This is a genomic window from Erythrobacter sp. WG (assembly GCF_026586795.1).
Lineage (GTDB): Bacteria > Pseudomonadota > Alphaproteobacteria > Sphingomonadales > Sphingomonadaceae > Erythrobacter.
In genome coordinates, this window is the sequence record NZ_JAPFGY010000011.1 from 62,021 (window position 1) to 80,471 (window position 18,451).

General features: G+C 68.6%; 14 protein-coding genes. 7 read left to right on the forward strand and 7 right to left on the reverse strand.

Annotation, left to right across the window (positions count from 1 at the left end; all coding sequences use genetic code 11):
- Nucleotides 1-69 precede the first annotated feature (69 nt).
- A complete protein-coding gene (locus OPU67_RS07615; RefSeq protein ID WP_267618861.1) occupies nt 70-2,886 on the reverse strand; it encodes a TonB-dependent receptor in 2,817 nt (938 codons plus the stop codon).
- A 360-nt stretch (nt 2,887-3,246) separates the two neighbouring features.
- On the opposite strand from OPU67_RS07615, the gene OPU67_RS07620 reads away from it, so the two are divergent.
- Entirely contained in the window at nt 3,247-3,975 is a 729-nt protein-coding gene (locus tag OPU67_RS07620; RefSeq protein ID WP_267618863.1) for a DUF6445 family protein, read from the forward strand.
- A 20-nt stretch (nt 3,976-3,995) separates the two neighbouring features.
- Nucleotides 3,996-5,516: a tryptophan halogenase family protein gene (locus OPU67_RS07625; protein WP_267618864.1), complete on the forward strand. Its 1,521-nt coding sequence runs from the start codon at nt 3,996-3,998 to the stop codon at nt 5,514-5,516.
- Between the two features lie 203 nt (nt 5,517-5,719).
- Here OPU67_RS07625 and OPU67_RS07630 read toward each other — a convergent pair whose 3' ends face one another.
- Entirely contained in the window at nt 5,720-6,238 is a 519-nt protein-coding gene (locus OPU67_RS07630) for a c-type cytochrome (RefSeq protein ID WP_267618866.1), read from the reverse strand.
- Nucleotides 6,239-6,469: 231 nt separating this feature from the next.
- Between OPU67_RS07630 and OPU67_RS07635 the strand changes: the two genes are divergently transcribed.
- Complete coding sequence (locus OPU67_RS07635; RefSeq protein ID WP_267618868.1) at nt 6,470-7,288, forward strand: DUF1499 domain-containing protein; 819 nt, start codon at nt 6,470-6,472, stop codon at nt 7,286-7,288.
- Here the strand turns inward: OPU67_RS07635 and OPU67_RS07640 are convergent.
- From OPU67_RS07640 to OPU67_RS07655, 4 genes are read right to left on the reverse strand one after another with little or no spacing between them, the layout of a single operon-like run.
- On the reverse strand, nt 7,285-7,890 hold the full coding sequence (locus tag OPU67_RS07640) for a CDP-alcohol phosphatidyltransferase family protein (protein WP_267618870.1): 606 nt from the start codon (nt 7,888-7,890) through the stop codon (nt 7,285-7,287). The two genes, OPU67_RS07635 and OPU67_RS07640, sit on opposite strands and share 4 nt — an antisense overlap.
- Nucleotides 7,883-9,166, reverse strand: a complete 1,284-nt coding sequence (locus tag OPU67_RS07645) for a NupC/NupG family nucleoside CNT transporter (RefSeq protein WP_267618872.1) — start codon at nt 9,164-9,166, stop codon at nt 7,883-7,885. Before OPU67_RS07645 ends, OPU67_RS07640 begins: the two co-directional genes overlap by 8 nt.
- On the reverse strand, nt 9,163-11,304 hold the full coding sequence (locus OPU67_RS07650) for an FAD-dependent oxidoreductase (RefSeq protein ID WP_267618874.1): 2,142 nt from the start codon (nt 11,302-11,304) through the stop codon (nt 9,163-9,165). Before OPU67_RS07650 ends, OPU67_RS07645 begins: the two co-directional genes overlap by 4 nt.
- Nucleotides 11,301-12,512, reverse strand: a complete 1,212-nt coding sequence (locus OPU67_RS07655) for an FAD-dependent oxidoreductase (protein ID WP_267618877.1) — start codon at nt 12,510-12,512, stop codon at nt 11,301-11,303. Before OPU67_RS07655 ends, OPU67_RS07650 begins: the two co-directional genes overlap by 4 nt.
- A gap of 315 nt (nt 12,513-12,827) precedes the next feature.
- Between OPU67_RS07655 and OPU67_RS07660 the strand changes: the two genes are divergently transcribed.
- The 4 genes from OPU67_RS07660 (at nt 12,828) to OPU67_RS07675 (ending at nt 17,979) form a co-directional block, all read left to right on the forward strand.
- Nucleotides 12,828-14,588, forward strand: coding sequence for an ABC transporter ATP-binding protein (locus tag OPU67_RS07660; protein ID WP_267618879.1), 1,761 nt, complete (start codon nt 12,828-12,830; stop codon nt 14,586-14,588).
- Between the two features lies 1 nt (nt 14,589).
- Nucleotides 14,590-15,627: an HlyD family secretion protein gene (locus OPU67_RS07665; protein ID WP_267618881.1), complete on the forward strand. Its 1,038-nt coding sequence runs from the start codon at nt 14,590-14,592 to the stop codon at nt 15,625-15,627.
- Nucleotides 15,624-17,102 (forward strand): TolC family protein, encoded by a 1,479-nt coding sequence (locus OPU67_RS07670; RefSeq protein ID WP_267618882.1) that lies wholly within the window; start codon nt 15,624-15,626, stop codon nt 17,100-17,102. Before OPU67_RS07665 ends, OPU67_RS07670 begins: the two co-directional genes overlap by 4 nt.
- Nucleotides 17,103-17,235: 133 nt before the next feature.
- A complete protein-coding gene (locus OPU67_RS07675; protein ID WP_267618883.1) occupies nt 17,236-17,979 on the forward strand; it encodes a class I SAM-dependent methyltransferase in 744 nt (247 codons plus the stop codon).
- A 3-nt stretch (nt 17,980-17,982) separates the two neighbouring features.
- On the opposite strand, the gene OPU67_RS07680 is transcribed toward OPU67_RS07675, so the two are convergent.
- The gene (locus OPU67_RS07680; RefSeq protein ID WP_267618885.1) at nt 17,983-18,450 is read right to left on the reverse strand and encodes a tRNA (cytidine(34)-2'-O)-methyltransferase; all 468 of its coding nucleotides are present in this window, start codon (nt 18,448-18,450) and stop codon (nt 17,983-17,985) included.
- Nucleotide 18,451: the final 1 nt, after the last annotated feature.

The following is an 18,451-nucleotide window of genomic DNA, read 5'->3' on the forward strand; positions in this document are numbered from 1 at the left end:
CCCACAAGGAAAAAGGGGCCCGCCGTTGCCGGCGAGCCCCTTTTCCGCGACCCTTTGGGGCTCGTTATCCTAGAAGTTCTTGCGGACCGTGAAGTTGAACGTCCGGCCGAAGCTTTCGTGCCGGCTCGGGAAAGTCCCGATCACCGCGCCCTGCGCGTTGAACAGGTCGTTCTCGGTCACGAAGGGCTCGTTGGTGAGGTTCGCCACTTCCGCGAGGATCTGCAGACCGTTGAGGACGCTGCCCGGCTTCTCGAAGGTGTAGCCGATCTGCGCTTCCAGCAGCAGTTCGGGCTGCGCATTGGCGCCGGCCAGCGAACCGTCGAAGTTCTGCACTTCCGACAGGAAGCCGCTGCGGTAGCGCACCCCGAGCCGCGCGCGGAAGCCGTGCTTTTCGTAGAAGATGTCGCCCGCCGAGGTCAGCTCCGAATAGCCCGGGATCGGGATCGCCACATTGGCGGTCGGGCTTTCGATCTCGGCATCGGCATAGGTCACGCTGGCAAAGCCGCCGAACCCGTCGAGCGCCTGGGTGAGATCGCCGAAGTTGACGCGCAGCGTGCCTTCGATCCCGGTGATCGAGCCATCGGCGAAGTTGGTCGGGCCGGTGAAGGTCCCCGTCGCCAGCTGCGGGTTGGCATTGAGCAGGCCCTGCCACCCCGCGAGATTGACTTCGCGGGTGAGGTTGAGGGTCGAGGTCTGATCGAGCACCCAGTCCGCCAGCTCCTTGTGGAAACCGGCGATGATGATCGCGGTGCCCGGCGAGAAATACTTCTCGAAGGAGATATCGAACGAGGTCGAACGATAGGGCTCGAGCCGCGGGTTGCCGCCGCCCAGCGTGTAGCAGACGCGCTGCGGCGGGTTGAAGGCGCCGGGGATCAGCGTGTCGGGGATCTGATCGCCGTTGCTGTCGAGACAGACCTGGTTGCTGAACCCGAGGTTCTGGTTCGCCGCCAGCTGATCGAGCCGCGCGCGGGTCACGGTCTTGGCTGCGGCAAGGCGGATGAAGGTATCGGGCGCGACCTCGAAGGCGAGGTTGGCGCTCGGCAGCCAGTTGTCGAAGTCATAGGTGACGGTGTTGGGCCGGGCCCCGGTGATCGTGCCGGTCGAGGTCTGGCGGGTGTCGGCATAGCGCAGGCCGATATTGCCGCGCACCGGCACCGAGCCGAGATCGCCGTCGATATTGGCCTGGATGTAGAAGTTGTGGACCCGCTCGCCCACCACCCACTGCGTGTCGAAGGTCGCCTTCTCGACGAGGTAGGTGCCATCGGTCAGGAAGCTCGACGGATCATAGGCCAGGATGTTGTTGCCGAGGCTCTTGGTGCCGGTCGCGCCGCGGATCGCGGAAGCCGGGACGCGCAGCCCGTTGCCGAAAGCGGCGGTGGGACGCAGGAAGCTTTCGTTGGAATCGAAGTCCTTCTCCCGGTCGGTGTAGAGCCAGCCCACGGTGATGCGGTCGATCAGGCCGCCGTCAAACTCCCAGTAGGTCTCGGCGCGCAGCTGGTGCAGCTCGTCATTGATCTGCGGCTGCTTGACGAAGCCGACCTGCCCCCAGCCGCCCGGATCGGTGAGCAGCACGTTGGCGGGGTTGGTGTAATCGAGCTGGCCCGCGATGCGATAGGCGCCGTCACGCGGGAAGGTGAAGGTCAGGCGGTCCTGCGCGCCCGAACGCGCGCGGCCGGTGCCGGCGTAGCTTTCGAAGTCGATGTCATCGCGGTCGAGCGTCGAATAGCCGTAGTCGAGCACGAAGCCGAGGTTGTCGGTCGCCTTCCACTCCATGTTGCCGCCGATCGCGAAGATCTGCGATTTCGACCCTTCGGTGTCGGTGCGCAGGATCGGCACGACGCCCGAATAGGTCGCGCTGTCGGCGAACGGCCCGGCGCCGGTCGCGCTGACGAAGTTGGCGCCACTCCAGCTGGCGATCGGCGTTTCGGTGCCGCGGAAGATGCCGCTGTCGCTGCTGTCGGTGAAGAAGCCGTCGATGGTCAGCGAGAAACGGTCGGTCGGCTCGAACTGGAGGCTGCCGGCGATCGAGGTGCGCTCGAAGCTGCGGCTGACGACGCCCTGACGCGGGTTGTCGGCGGGATAGATCAGGCCCTGCGGGGTGCGCGCAACCTGGAACTGGTTGGTCTTAAGCTCGCGGCTGATGAAGGGGTTGGGGTTCGACTGGTGGGTGATGCCCAGCGACCAGCCGATCGTGCCATCGGCGTTCTGATCGATGTAGCTGCCGAAGAAGCGATAACCGTCGCCGGGGAAATCCGGGTTGAGCTGGCCGTTGTCGTTGAAGGTGTAGGTGGCCGACACGGTGAGCTGGCGCTTGTTCGAATCGAGCGGGCGGATGGTGCGCAGATCGACGGCACCGGCGATGCCGATCGCGGCGAGCTGCGCGTCACCCGACTTGTAGACGACGCCGGAGCCGATCAGCTCGGACGGGAACTGGTCGAACTCGATGCCGCGGTTGTTGCCCGCCGACACCACCTCGCGCCCGTTGAGCAGCGCGAGGCTGAAGTCCGGACCGAGGCCGCGGATCGAGATCTGCTGCGAACGGCCGCGCACGCGCTGGGCGGTGACGCCGGGCAGGCGTGCGAGCGAATCCGCGATCGACTGGTCGGGCAGCAGGCCGATGTCTTCGGCGGCGATCACTTCGACGATCGAGGTGGCGTTCTTCTTCGCGTCGAGCGCGGACTGGATCGAGCTGCGGATGCCGGTGACGACCATGGTGGTGGATTCGTCCACCTCGTCCTGCGGCTCGCCCTTGCCTTCGGCTGCGGCGGCGACTTGCGCATCGGTGGTGGTCTGCGCCAGCACCGGCGCGCCGGTGGCGGTCAGCGCGAGGAATGTCGCCGCCCCGCACAGCAGGCGCGCGCTTGCATTGATCCCGTCAATTTTCATCAGAAGTCCCCTCCGCTGACGTCATTCAGTCGACGCTTTTGCAGATTTTTTCATAGCCGATGGCAAGGCCCGCGTAAATCGCCAATCGGTGCTGCGGGCCCGAGTTGGCAGAATTCCTGAAATTCGCTGCTTTCTCAATGGTATGATTGCACGCTCAGGCAGGTTTACCGACCCGTGGAGCCGCAAATGTTGCGAGATAGTCACAGTTCTCGCGATGCTTGGCCAGCCTCGCCGACCGCTGCGGAGCACCGCATGTCGCCCCTGCGCCCGATTAGGCCGATACGCTTGTTTATCACACGTTTCGCGCAACTTAATGATCCTGCTTGGAGCCTCCACGTGTCTTTGTTAGGCTTGCTCGGCATGACGCCCCTGCCCGCCTCGCCCGGCCTCGCGCCCGATTGGGAGATCGCCCTAGGCGCTGCGCGTGCGGAGCGCTTCGGGGGGCCGGGCCATGACCTTGTCACCGTTGCGGGCTTCATGAAGGCCCCCGACACGGCCATCGCCGCAGCAATTTTGCAAAAATTTGCAAAAATCACGCCGCAGTATCCTGGCCTGCGTGCCGCCCTTCCGGAGCTGGTCTGCCGCGCATGGATCGCCGCGCTCGCGCCGCTGCTCGACGCTCATTTCGGCAAAGCGACCCGTGGGTGGCAGATGCAGGCGTGGTTCTCGCTCGTCACCACCCCGCCCGCCGCGCTCCTGCCGATCCAGCGCCTGCCCCATGTCGACGGGACCGACCCAGCGCAGGTGGCGATGATGCTTTACCTCCACCGCACCGGGCACGGGGGCACGGCATTCTTCCGGCACCTGGCGACGGGGCTCGAGGCGCTCACCGCCGAGACCTATCCGCGCTACGCCGCCGCCGTGCAGGCCGAGTACGGCCGCACCGGCCTGCCACCCGCCGCCTATCCCACCGACGGCGCGCCGCACTTTGCGCGCACCCACGCGGTGCCGGGGGAGTTCAACGCGGCGGTGTTCTACCGCGGCAACATCCTCCATAGCGGCGTCATCGACAACGCCGCGCCGCTGTCCGCCGACCCCCGCGAGGGCCGGCTGACGATCAATGCATTCTTCCGCCCGGCGGCGGCGTGACAAGACGATGGGGACGGGACATGGGTCAGCCTGAAGTCAGGAAACTGGTGATCGTCGGCGGCGGCACCGCCGGCTGGATCACCGCGGCGGCCTTCGCCCGGCTGCTTGGGCAACGCCTCGCGATCGAGCTCGTCGAGAGCGAGGCGATCGGCACGGTCGGCGTCGGCGAGGCGACGATCCCGCAGATCATCCGCCTGAACGCGATCCTCGGCCTCGACGAGAACGAATTCCTCCGCGCGACCTCGGGCACCTTCAAGCTCGGGATCGAATTCGTCGACTGGGGGCGCAAGGGCGCGCGCTATCTCCACACATTCGGCGACACCGGCATGGCGCTCGGCAATGTCGGCTTCCACCACTACTGGCGCAGGAGCGTCGCGGAAGGGGCGCCCTCCTCGCTGTGGGAATGGTCGCTCCACCAGATGGCCGCCGACGGGGCGCGGTTCGGCAAGCTCGACCGGATCGGCAACACCAGCATGACGGGCCTCGCCTACGCCTACCACTTCGACGCGAGCCGCTACGCCCTGTTCCTGCGCGCCTATGCCGAGGGACGCGGGGTCACGCGCACCGAGGGGATCGTCGAATCGGTCGAACGTGACGGCGAATCGGGCGACCTGACCGCAATCACCCTCAAGGACGGCCGCCGGGTCGAGGGCGACTTCTTCATCGACTGCACCGGCTTTCGCGCCCTGCTATTGGGCGAGGCGCTGGGGGTGGGCTACCGCGACTGGTCGAAGTGGCTCCCCTGCGACCGCGCGCTTGCCGTGCCGAGCGAGCGGCTGCCGGTGCTGGTCCCCTACACCCGCGCGACCGCGCGGGACGCGGGCTGGCAATGGCGCATCCCCTTGCAGCACCGCACCGGCAACGGGCACGTCTATTCCTCGGGCTTCACCAGCGACGAGGACGCCGCCGACACGCTGGTGCAGGGCCTCGACACCAAGGCGCTGGGCGATCCGCGCCCGATCCGCTTCACCACCGGGCGGCGAGAGAGCTTCTGGGCGCACAACTGCGCGGCGATCGGCCTGTCGAGCGGGTTTCTCGAGCCGCTCGAATCGACCTCGATCCACTTGATCCAGAGCCACGTCAGCCGGCTGATCCAGCTCTTCCCCCGCAGCGGCGATCCGGCGGCGATGCGCGCCGAATACAACGCGCGGTGCTCCGCCGAGTTCGCGCAGATCCGCGATTTCCTGATCCTTCACTACCACCTCACAACCCGCGAGGATTCGGAGTTCTGGCGCTATTGCAGGCACATGGAGGTGCCCGACAGCCTCACGCACAAGATGGCGCTGTTCGCTGCCTCGGGCCGGGTGGGGCGCGACGTCGACGACCTGTTCCGCGATGCAAGCTGGGTGCAGGTGATGCTCGGCCAGGGGATAATGCCCGCCGATCATGATCCAATGGCCGACCAGGTGAGCCCCGCCCAGCTCGCCGAATTTCTCGCCAACGTGAAGACCATTACGCAGCGCGCGGTGGCGGGCCTGCCGAGCCACGAGGACTACCTCGCGCGCCATTGCCCGGCCGACGCGAGTCTGCTGGCGGCCTGACACGGGGGCACGCCTACCCCCCTCCCGCTCGCGGGAAGGGTGAGCGTTGGGCCCGAGCGATGCGTGCCCGGTGACAAGGGTCCCCGCCCCCGGCCCCTCCCGCAAGCGGGAGGTGAGACACGCCGCCCTCCCCCGCGCACGGAAAAGGGCGGCGCAGTCGCCTGCGCCGCCCCTTCACATCCGGCCCCGAGGAGCCTTCCGGATTACTTGGCCGATTCGCGCTCGAGATAGGCGACGAGGTTGGCGCGCGCCTGGTCATCCTTGACGCCCGGGAAGGCCATCTTGGTGCCCGGCATGAAGCCCTTCGGGTCCTTGAGGTAGGTGAACAGGGTCTGCGTGTCCCAGGTCACGCCGCTGTTCTTGTTGGCGTCCGAGTAGCTGAAGCCCGGGACCGAACCCGACTTGCGGCCGACGACCTTGTAGAGCGACGGGCCGACCCGGTTCACGCCGTCTTCGAGGACGTGGCAGGTGCGGCACGCGGCAAAGACCTTCTCGCCTGCGGCGGCATCGGTGGTGAAGCTGGCATATTGCAGCGCGGCGCCATCGGCGGCGGCGGCGGCTGCCGGCGTTTCGGTGGCGGCCGGCGTTTCAGCCGGGGCCATGGCATCTTCAGTGGCCGCAGGGGCCGGGGCGTTGGCATCGCTGCCGGCACCGCCGCCGCAGGCCGAAAGGGTGGCAAGGCTCGCCAGCGCGACCGCGCCCATCAGGAAATTACGCTTCATGGTGATTTGTCCTCTGAACACTTATTGGTTCCTCCCGCATCCCCCGGGGGATTTAGACCAGATTCCCGGCCAAGAAAAGCGGGACTTCGCGGCTGGTGAACCCATCTTGAACCCCTCTCTCCCAAGGTGCGACATAACCCCAACGCGAAGCGTGGGAAAGGGGTTCCCGCGCGCCGCATCACGAACGGCTGAGCGATTGCCATGCGCCTCACAGCCGTTATGGTCGCCCCCATGCTCAACAGATTTCCCCTTCACACGAGGATCCTCCTCGTCCTCCTCGCCCTCCTGCCGATCTATTTCCTGATCGCCGCCTTCGGCACCAGGATCGGGATCTTCGGCTGGAAATTCGGCCTTCTGACGATGACGCTGGGCGGCGGGGTGATCCTGCTCGGCCTCCTGGCGCTCGTCGCGCTGGTCTCGCTGGTCATCACCCTGCGCGCCAAGCCGCGCCGGGGCGGCCTCCTCGCGGTGGCGATCCTCGGCCTGCTCCTGCCGCTCGGCGCGGGCGCGCTGTTCGCTGCGGCGGGCGCGAAGGGCGCGGCGAACCCTATCCACGACATCTCCACAGATACCGCCAACCCGCCCGCCTTTTCCGAAGGCACCATGGCCGCGCGCGAGGCGGCGGGGGCCAATCCGCTCGCCGACTACCAGACGCCGCTCGGCCAGATCCCCTTCTGGCAGGACAAGGGCCTGTCGCCCGAGCTCGCCGTGAAGAGCCACGCGCAGATCATCACCGACCGCGCCGACCGCCCCGCCCCGCTGCCTCTGGGCGGCGCGAGCAAGGCCGAAGGCGTGGCGGCAGTGGCGGCGGCGATGGGGCAGATGGGCCTCGGCGACATCCGCTCCGATCCCGAGACCGGGATGGTCGAGGGCGTGGCGACGACCTTCTGGTTCGGCTTCAGGGACGACGTGGTGGCGCGTGTCGGGGAGACCCAGATCGATTTCCGCTCGGTCAGCCGGGTGGGCGCGAGCGATCTCGGCGCGAACACGGCGCGCATTCTCGAGCTGCGCGAAAAGACGCAAGGCCTGCTGGGGGCGGCGAGCCGCTAGTCGCGAAAGATCGCCGCCGCCATCGCGCTGCGCTGCACGACGGTGACGACGCAGAGCCCCGCATAGCCATAGGCGATCGCGCCGAACCATGCGGGCGCGAGGCACATGGCGATGAACACCGCGATGGTCTCGGTCCCCTCGGCAAGGCCGGTGGAATAGAAGAAGCTCTTGCGCCCGTGCGCCTCGGTCGTCGCCCCGCGCTTGGCAGCGATGACCGCGAAGGCGAGGAAGCTGACGCCGGTGAGGACGAAGCTCGCGACCAGCACCAGCGCCGGGAGAGTGTCGCCCGGGGCGCGCAGGCCGAAGGCGAGCGGCACGCTGACATAGAAGGCGAAGTCGGCGACGATATCGAAATAGCCGCCAAGATCGGACGGGCCGCGGGCGCGCGCCACCGCGCCGTCGAGCCCGTCGAGCAGGCGGTTGGCGCAGATCAGCGCAAGGCCCCAGCCGAGGTGGTCGAAGGCGATCGCCGCTGCGCCCGCAAGGCCCAGCGCGAGACCGGCGAAGGTCAGCGCATTGGCCGTGACCCCGACGCCCGCCAGCGCGCGGCCCGCCGCATTGAGCGGCGGGTCGATGAGGGGGCGCAGGCGGGCGTCAAGCAAGGGTGACCAGCCCGATCCATGCGCCCGTCATGGCGCTCGCGAGATTGCCCGCGACCCAGCTCTTCATGCCCAGCCCGGCCGCCTCGGCGCGGCGCTCCGGGGCCAAGGTGCCGATGGTCGAAACCAAGAGGCCGACGCTCGCCAGGTTGGCGACGCCGCACAGCGCGTAGGTGACGATCAGCGTCGCGCGCGGGCCGAGCGTGCCCGGCGCGAGCGCAGCGAGTTCGAGATAGGCGACATATTCGTTGAGCACCGCCTTGGTCCCCATCAGGCCGCCCGCCGCCTGCGCCTCGCTCCACGGCACGCCGATCAGCCACATCAGCGGCGCCAGCGCCCAGCCGAGGATGCGCTTCAGGGTCAGCGGCGCGCCGTCGATCAGCGGCAGCAGCGCCAGCGCCATGTCCACCAGCGCGACCAGCGCGAACACGGTGATGATCACCGCGATCACCGCGAGGAACAGCTGCATCCCGTCCATCGTGCCCTTGACGATGGCATCGATGCTGCCTTCGTAGCGCAGGCCCGGGTCCGCCGTGTCGACCTCGGTGGCGGCGTCCTCCGCCCCCGGCGGGACCATCAGCCGGGCGACCAGCAGCGCGGCGGGCAGGGAGATCAGCGAAGCGGCGATCATGTGGCCGACCGCGTCCGGCACCACCGCGCGCAGGGTCGTCGCGTAGAGGATCAGGATCGCCCCCGAGATCGTCGCCATGGTCAGCGCCATGATCTGGAACAGCTCGGCGCGGCTCATGCGGCCGAACCATGCGCGGGTGACGAGCGGGGCCTCGACCACCCCGAGGAACACGCTCGCGCCCCCGGAAAGCCCCACCACGCCCGACACGCCGAGCGAGCGGCGCAGGAGATAGCCGAGGCCGTTCACCATCCAGCGCAGCACCCCCCAGTGCCACAGCAGCGCCGACAGGGCCGAAAAGACGATCACCAGCGGCAGGATCTGGAAGGCAATCACCAGCGGCGGCTGCGCGCCCGGCTTCAGCGCGAAGGGCAGTTCCGCCCCGCCGAGATAGCCGAACATATAGCTCGATCCCTTGAGCGTCGCCGCCTCCACCGCGCCCACCGCATCGTTGACGAGGCCGACCGCCGCCCAGACCGGCGGCACGCGCACGATCAGCAGCGCGAGCAGGCCCTGCATGGCGAGCGCGCCCGCCATCCACCGCCAGCCGGGATGGCCGCGCCGGTTCTCGCTGAGCGCCCAGGCGATCCCCATCAGCACCGCGATGCCGATCAGCCCGCGCGTCTGGTCGAACAGCTCGGCAGCGCTCATCCGCGCCGCCACGCGTGGTAGCGCTCGACCCAGCGGAGCAGGCCTTCGGGCTTGTGCGCCTTCTTCCAGTTGCCGGCGGCGAACTTGTTGGCCTCGGCGAAGGTGGGGTAGGAATGGATCGTGCCGAGGATCTTGTTGAGGCCGATGCCGTGCTTCATCGCCAGCACATATTCTGCCAGCAATTCGCCCGCGTGGCTGCCCACGATGGTCGCGCCGAGGATCGTGTCCTTCCCGCTGGCGGGGGTGAGGACCTTGACGAAGCCCTTCGTCTCGCTTTCGGCGATGGCGCGGTCGAGATCGTCCAATTCGTAGCGGGTGACTTCCACCGCGATCCCCTGCTCGGCCGCCTCGCGCTCGTTCAGCCCCACGCGCGCAAATTCGGGATCGAGGAAGGTGACGGCGGGGATCACCCGGTAATCGGCCTTGAACTTGCGGAAGGTGCCGAACAGCGCGTTGACGCTCGCATACCAGGCCTGGTGGCTTGCGGTGTGTGTGAACTGGTAGGGCCCCGCGACGTCCCCGGCGGCGAAGATGTTGGGAAACTTCGTGGCAAGGAATGCGTCGGTGACGACGGTCTTGTCGGTCTCGACGCCGAGTGCCTCCAGCCCGAAGCCGGTCAGCCGCGCCTTCCTGCCGACCGCGACGATCAGCACGTCGAAGGGGACGCGCACGTCCGTGCCGCCCGCTTGGGCGACCAGCACCTTGCCCTCGATCCGCGCCGCCTTGTGGCCGGTGAGAACGCGCACCCCGTCGGCCTCGAGCACCGCCTTCGCGAGCGCCGAAACGTCGGCATCCTCGCGCCCCAGCAGCGAGTCCGCCATCTCGACCTGTGTCACCTGCGAGCCCAATCGCGCGAGCGCCTGGGACAATTCGCATCCGATCGGCCCGCCGCCGAGCACCGCGACCCGGGCAGGCGCCGTGTCCATCTGCGCGAAGGCCTCCCACATGGTCTCGCTGGTGAGGTAGCCGCTCTGCGAGAGGCCGGGGATCGGCGGGATCACCGGCTCGGCGCCGGTGGCGATGACGATGGCGCGGGTGGTGAGGCGCTGGGTGCCGCCATCGGCGCGGGCGATCTCGACCGTCCACGGATCGAGGATGCGCGCATAGCCCTTCACCACATCGACGCCGAGGCCCTCGTAGCGCTCGACGCTGTCATGCGGCGCGATGGTCTTCACCGCCTCGAGCACGCGGGCGATGACCGTGCGGAACGGCACCTCCGGCTCGGCGGGGGCGAGGCCATAGCGGTCGGCATGGCGCATCGTCGCGGCCACCTTGGCGCTCTTGATCAGCGCCTTGGAGGGCACGCAGCCGGTGTTGAGGCAATCGCCCCCCATCTCCCCCGACTCGACCAGCGTCACCTTGGCCTTGACCGTCGCGGCGATATAGGCGCTGACCAGCCCCGCCGAGCCTGCGCCGATCACCACGAGGTTGCGGTCGAACTTTCGCGGCCGCGTGAACCCCGCATAGACCTTGCGCCGCTGCAAGGCACCGATCACCAGCTTCGCCAGCCACGGCGCGATGCCGAGCAGCACGAAGCTTCCCAGCACGCCCGGCGAGGCGATCCCCGACAGGCTCTCGATGCGCGCAAGCTGCGTGCCCGCGTTGACGTAGACGATGGTGCCCAGCAGCATCCCCACCTGACTGACCCAGGCATAGGTCCACGTCCGGATGCGGGTGAGGCCCATCACGAGATTGACCACGAAGAAGGGGAAGGCGGGGATCATCCGCAGGGTGAAGAGATAGAAGGCCCCGTCGCGTTCGACCCCTTGGTTGATCGCCTTCAGCCGCTCCCCGAAGCGCGCCTCGATCGAATCCCGCAACACGTAGCGCGAGGAGAGGAAGGCGAGCGTCGCGCCCAGCGTCGAGGCGAAGGAGACGAGGATCGTCCCCGTAACCACCCCGAACAGCGCACCCGCCGCCAGCGTCAGCAGCGCGGCGCCCGGCAGCGAGGCGGCGGTGACCGCGACATAGATCACGAAGAAGCCCGCCAACACCGCCACGGGATTCTCGGCGTAGAAGGCCTCCCACTGCGCCACCGCGCCCTTGATGCCCGCGAGCGTCAGGTATTGCCCGAGGTCGAAGACCACATAGGCGGCGATCACGGCGGCGAGCGCGGCAAGGATGGCGAGCTTTTTCAATCCTGATCCCCTGACGCCCCGGTGAGGCTGGCGTATTTCGCGATCCAGCCTTTGTCGATCCGGTGCTTGAGGGCAAGCACCCAAGGCCCCTCGGCGCAGAGCGGCCCGTAGCTGGCGATGGCCGAGCCGTCGCCGGTGTTCAGGAGATAGAGGCTGTGGCGGCGCGGGCGGTAGGTGGCGCGCGTAGCCTCGCCCTCCAGTACGCTGCGCAGGTTGGCGGCGAGCACCGGGCCGGCGAACACCGCATGGACGCCCGAATGCGCGAGGCGCCGGTCGGCGCGCGCAGCGACATCCCCGGCGGCGAAGATGTGCGGGTGCGACACCGAGCGCTGCTGCGCGTCGACCAGCAGGAAGCCCGCCGCATCGGTGGCGATGCCCGAGGCCCGCACCCACCCCGGCGCGGCGCTGCCGAGGGCGGCGATGATAAGGTCGGCCGGCTCGAGGGATTGGAACACGCTTTTCCCGGTTCCTGCCGATCGGGGGGCGACGCCCGCCGCCGCGACAGGCTTCTCGACTTCGCTCGAAGCGAACGGGTCCGCAGAGCCATCTGCCACCAGCGCGCCGCCTGCGAAGCGGACGTCCACGGGTATCGCCGCGATTCCCTGCCGCTCGAGCGCCCGTGCCACGCGCCGCCGCACCGCCGGGGCGAAGCCGGGGAGAAGCCCCGCCTGCCCCGTCGCCAGCGTCACCTGCGGCCGCGCGGGCACGCCGGCGAGGTTGCGCAAGCCGAAGGCGAGCTCGATACCGCCCGCCCCGCCGCCCGCGACCACCACACGCAAGCGCCCGTGCCGAGACGCCCGCAGGGCGGCGAGGCGTTCCACGAAGGCGCCGATCGGGCGGACGTCGAGGAGACGCGGGTCCTCGCCCAGCAGCGCCGCCGCCTGCCCCTCGCCGCCGGTGTCGAAGGAGGCACAGTCGAAGGCGATGGCCGCGCCGGCGTCTGTCTGCACCACCCGCGCCTCGGGGTCGAAGGCGACGCAGCGGCCCGGCACGAAGGCGGCCCCGGCGCGCGCCGCCAGAGCGGCGAGATCGACCAGCCCCTCGCCCTGCCCGTGCTGCCCGGCGAGCCAGCCCGGGACCATGCCCGAATAGCGCAAGGCAGGCTCGGGGGTGAGCAGCACCACCCGCGCGCCCTCCGGCACGCCGCGCCGCGCGAGGTCGGCCAGCACCGCGACATGGGCATGGCCGCCGCCGACCAGCAGCAGCACCCGATGTGCGTCTCTCTCACCAGCAGCCCGCCGCATTTGCATCACCCGCGCATCTTCGGCCCCGGTTCATCGCAGCGCAAGCTTCGCTCGGTAACGGGGCCGTGATACAGGGTCACCTCGCATAAACCTCTCTAATGCTCATATATTCAGGAACTTGCAGGCTGGTCGCCGCACCGGAACCGCAGACGATGCTGCGGATTGACGTCTTGCGGGGCGACGGCTTTGCCAGCAAGGGACATCATCAACATCTCCGGCGCGCGCCTACCGGCACTGCCCGGACAGGCGCATGGCGCGGTTTCGGACGGAAAGGCTGACATGGCAGGCGAAGGCCCGAGTTACGGATCGCAGATCAGCCTGGTGAAGTTCTTCAGGATATTCTTCGACATCCTGAAGCCGGAGGCGAATTTCTACTGGCTGGCCGCGGTCTACGGGATCGGCATCAGCCTGCTCAGCCTCGCCACGCCGATCTCGGTGCAGATGCTCATCAACACCATCGCCAACACCGCGATGACCGCGCCGCTGGTGATGCTCAGCTTCACCCTGTTCGGCCTGCTGCTGCTCTCCAGCCTGCTCTATGCCTTGCGGATCCACCTGATGGAGATCTTCGCCAGGCGCTTCTACGCCCGCATGGTCGCGGAGATCTCGCTGATTTCGGTCTATGCGCAGGACCCCTTCTTCGGCGACGTCAAGAAGAGCTCGTTGTTCAACCGCTATTTCGACGTGATCTACGTCCAGTCGCTGGTCCCCAACCTGATGATCGGCGGCTTCACCGCGCTGCTCCAGATCGCGGTCGGCTTCGTGCTGGTGAGCCTCTACCACCCCTATTTCCTCGGCTTCACGCTGGTGATGATCGCGCTGATCTGGGTGGTGTGGCTGCTGTGGGGCGCGCGGGCGCTGCGCACCGGGGTGGACGTCAGCCACGCCAAGCACACCACCGCCGCCTGGCTCGAGACGATCGGCGGCTCCAACGGCTTCTTCAAGTCGCAGCGCCGCATCGACTACGCGCTCGACAAGACCGACGACCAGACCCGCAGCTACATCACGCAGCGCAAGCGCCACTTCCGCCACTTGTTCTCGCAGACCCTCGCCTTCCTCGTCATGTATGCCGCCGCCAGCGCCGCGCTGCTGGGGCTGGGCGGCTGGCTGGTGATCCAGAACGAGCTGACCCTCGGCCAGCTGGTCGCGGCCGAGCTGGTGCTGTCGGCCGCCTTCGTCGGGGTGTCGCACCTCGGGACCTATCTCGGGTATTTCTACGACCTGTTCGCCGCGGTCGAGGAGATCTCGCAGTTCTACGACGTCGAGCAGGAGCAGCCCAAGGGCGCCGATCCCTTCGACGGGCCGGACCACGCGATCGTCATGCGCGGCGTGTGCGGCACGGCGCGCAACGAGGAGGTGTGCTTCGATCTCGACATCCCCTCGGGCGCGATCATCATGGCCGCCGCCAGCCAGCACGGCATCCAGCGGCTGTTCACCAACATCCTCAAGCTTCACGACGTGCCGCAAAGCGGCATCGCGACGCTCGGCGGGATCGACATCAAGGCGATCGAGGCGCACCACCTGCGCAAGAACGTCCATGTGCTCGACCGCCCGACCATCGTCGAGATGACGATCCGCGAATACCTTGCCCTGTCCTGCCCGGAGACCGCGCCGCAGCGCATGATCGCCGCGCTCGAGACGGTCGGGCTGGCGGAAACCATCGCGACCCTGCCCAAGGGCCTCGACACCCCGCTCGCATCGACCGGCCACCCGCTTTCCACCGTCGAGCTCCAGCAGCTGAAGCTCGCCAACGCCCTGCTCGAACGCCCGCGCATCCTGGTGCTCAGCCGCCTGTTCGACCTGCTCGACCCCGAACCGATCGCCCGCGCCGTCGCCGAACTGCGCGCGCAGGCCTATACCACCGTGATCTACTTCTCGAACCGGCGCATCGACCTGGGCTTCGACCGCTTCCTGTTCCTGGAGGCCGGGCAGCAGCGCTATTTTGACACCTTCGAGGCGTTCAGCGCGGCGATGGGCCTTCCCGACGATCCGCCGCCGACCGGTCCCGGCGCGGCCCCCGGCATCCGCGGAGGTGCGTGATATGGCGATGCTCAAACAGGACATGGCGCATTTCACGACGCTTGCGGGGATCCGCGTGCCGCGCGTGATGCGGGCGATCTTCTACATGATCCTCTTCGCGCTGGTGATCGGGGTCGCTTTCCTGATCTACGTGCCCTGGGTGCAGACCACCTCCGGGCCGGGCGTGGTGACGACGCTGAGCCCGAACGAGCGCAAGCAGGACATCAACGCGCTGGTGCCGGGCCGTATCGAGGAATGGTACGTGCGCGACGGCAGCTCGGTGAAGCAGGGCGACCCGATCGTGCGCATCGCCGACATCGACCCCAACCTAATCGAGCGCTTGCAGGCCGAACGCGCGCAGCTCGCCCTCCAGCTCCAGGCCGCGCAGTCCGCGCTCGCCACCGCCCGCATCGACGAGCGCCGGAGCCGCGAGCTGTTCGAGGCCGGGCTCGCCGCGCGGCGCGATTTCGAACAGGCGCAGATCCGCATCGCCGAGCGCGAGGGCCAGGTCGCCGCCGCGCAGGCTGCCCTGAACCGTGCCGACGTCAACATCGCCCGCCAATCGGTGCAGATCGTGCGCGCCCCGCGCGACGGCTTCATCCAGAGCCTCAACGCGGGCGATGCGGCGACGGTCGTCAAGGCGGGCGACGTGCTCGCAACCTTCGTGCCCGACGGCGCGCAGCGGGTGATCGAGATCTTCATCGACGGCCGCGACGTGGCGCTCGTGCGCCCGGGCGACCAGGCGCGGGTCCAGTTCGAAGGCTGGCCGGCGGTGCAGTTCTCGGGCTGGCCCTCGGTCGCGGTCGGCACCTTCGGCGGCCGGGTCATCGCGGTCGACCGTTCGGCCCAGATCGACGGGCGCTTCCGGGTGCTGATCGCCGAGGAGACGTTCGACGGCCACGCCTGGCCCGAGGAGCGCTACGTGCGTTTCGGCGCCGCGGTGCAGGCATGGGTGCTGCTCGAGACGGTGCCGGTCGGTTACGAGATCTGGCGCCAGCTCAACAACTTCCCGCCGCAGCTGCCGGCGGGCGAGACGAGCGCCGGGGCGACGAAGAAGTGATCCTTGCGCGCGGCATCGGGCTTATCGGCGCGGCCACGCTGGCGCTGGCGGCTGCGGGCACGCCGGCCGGCGCGCAGGATATCGCCGCCAATCCCGAGCCGCTCGAGGCGGCGCTCACCACCGGCGCGCTGCTGCCCGAGGAGGTGCTGCGCTCCTCGGCGCTGACCTTCCCCTCGGTGCTCGAGGCCTTCGAGCGCGAGGCCGCCGCGCGCGCCGACCAGCTCGCCGCCGACGGCGCCTTCGACCTCATGCTGAAGGGCGAGTATTACGACCGCATCACCGGCTTCTATTCGGGCGGCTTCGGCAAGGTCGAGGCCCGCCAGCCGCTGCGCCCCTACGGCGCCGAGGTGTTCGGCTCCTACCGCGTCTCGGACGGCACCTTCCCGACCTACGAGAACTACAACTACACCAACCAGCTGGGCGAGGCGAAGGTGGGCGCGCTGTTCTCGCTGCTGCGCAACCGCGACATCGACAGTCGCCGCTTCGCAATCGAGGACACCCGCCTCGCGGCCAGCCAGGCGCGGTTCGACGTGATGCTGGTGCGCCTCAACGTCCAGCACGAGGCGCTGCGCGCCTATTGGCGCTGGGTTGCGGCGGGCGAGGAGATCCGGGTCTTCGAGGAACTGCTCGAGATCGCCGAGGCGCGCCAGATCGGCCTGGCGCGCGAGGTGCGCGAAGGCGCGCGCGCGCGCATCGCGCTGACCGAGAACGAACAGAACCTGCTGCGCCGCCGCACCCTGTTGGAACAGGCGCGGCGCGATTTCGATACCGCGGCCAACTCGCTCGGCTTCTACCTGCGCACCGAAGACGGGCGCATGATCGTGCCGACCCGCGAGATGCTGCCCGATCTCTCCTTAATGAAGGCCGTGCCCCCGGCCGAGACGATCGCGGCCCGGCCGGTCAACGAGGTGATCACCACGCGGCCCGAACTCCAGACCTTCCGCCTCGCGCTGGAACGCGCCGCCAACCGGGTGCTGCTGCGCGAGAACGACCTCCAGCCCTCGCTCAACGCGAGCGTGGAGCTGTCGCGCGATTTCGGCCGCATCGGCCCGGGCGGGCCGGGCTTCGATTCGACCGACACGGTGGTCGGCCTCACCTTCTCGGTGCCGCTGCAACGGCGCGCGGCGCGCGGCGCCTTGCAGCGCGCCGAGGCCGAACTGCGCGAGACCGAGCTGCGCCAGCGCCGCATCGCCGACCAGATCACCACCGAGGTCGCCAACATCCTCGCCAACCTCACGGCGGCGGTGAAGCTCTCCCAGCTTGCCGATGCAGAGGTCGAGCAGGCCAACCGGATGGTGCAGGCCGAACGCACCCGCTTCCGCCTCGGCGCGGGCGAGTTCTTCCTGGTCAACGCCCGCGAGGAAACCGCCGCCAACGCGCAGATCGGCGCGATTCGCGCACAGCTGGCCGGCCGTCTCGCCGAGGCGAGCTACAATGCCGCGACCATGAACCTGCGCGCCTTGGGGCTCGAATAGCTTGCCGTTTGCGTTTTTGCCGCAATCTTGCCACATTCTGGCGCGCATGGCGCCCAGATGCGGCGGTGCCGATTGACGCACCCTGCGCCCTTCTTCATCCGATCCGACCAGTGGCCGCCAGAGACCCCATTCCATGACAACGAAGATGCTGACCGGCCTGCTTGCCAAGACCGGTGACACCGATGCGGACGTGCGATGCACGCCGGGCGAGCGGCTGTTCCAGATCGCTTTCGGGGCGGTGCAATGGCCCTGGCTCCTACGCAGCCTCTACGGCGGGACGCAGGCGGAAAAGCAGGCCCTGCTCGACCGGCTGGGGCTCGAGGCCGATGCGCTCCCGCATCTCGGCAGCTGGAAGGCGGATACCTACCTGCTTCACCGCATCGTCGACACCATCGAGGCGGCACGGCCCGCCACGGTGGTCGAGCTCGGCTCGGGCGCAACCTCGCTGGTGATCGCCAAGGCGCTGGCCCAGCATGGCAACGGGCGGCTCCACTCCTACGACAGCCACGCGCCTTTCGTCTCGGCGATGCACGAGTGGCTCGCCGAACACGCGCTCGAGGCAGATTTCCGCTACGCTCCGCTGACCACGCGCGACGTGCGCTGGCCGGGGCTGTGGTATGGCCTTACCGAGGTGCCGGGCTCGATCGACCTCCTCGTGATCGACGGCCCGCCCTGGGCGGTCCACCCCTTCGCGCGCGGCATGGCCGAACGCCTCTTCCCGCTGATCGCGCCGGGCGGCACTGTGCTGCTCGACGATGCCGCCCGGCCGGGCGAACGCTATGTCGCGCGGCGCTGGAAGAAGGCTTGGCCCGATTTCGTGTGGGCTTACGAAGGCGCGGGCACCAAGGGCCTCCTGGTCGGCAAACGCCGCGCCTGACGCCTAGATTTTGCCCCTCAGCGCCTGATAGGCCGCCGCCGACACCGTGTTGGCGAGGTTCAGCGAGCGGATCACCTGCGAACGCATCGGCAGGCGGAACAGCCGGTCGGGATGGCGGTCGAGAATCGCCCGGGGCAAGCCCTTGGTCTCCTGCCCGAAGACGAGGAAGGCGTCATCGGGGTATTCGGGTTCATAGAAAGAGCGCGCGCCGAACTCCTCGAACAGGAACAGCTGGTCCGCGCGCGGGGTGCGCGCGTCGAGGAAGGCCTCCCAGCTGGCATATTCGGTGAGGCGCACATGCGGCCAGTAATCGAGGCCCGAGCGCTTCACCCGCTTGTCGTCGATGGTGAAGCCGAGCGGATGGATCAGGATCAGCTCCATATCCAGCGCCACACAGGTCCGCCCCACCGCCCCGGTATTGCCGGGGATCTCGGGCTGGACGAGTATGATGGCGGGGCCCGCTGCGGTCACG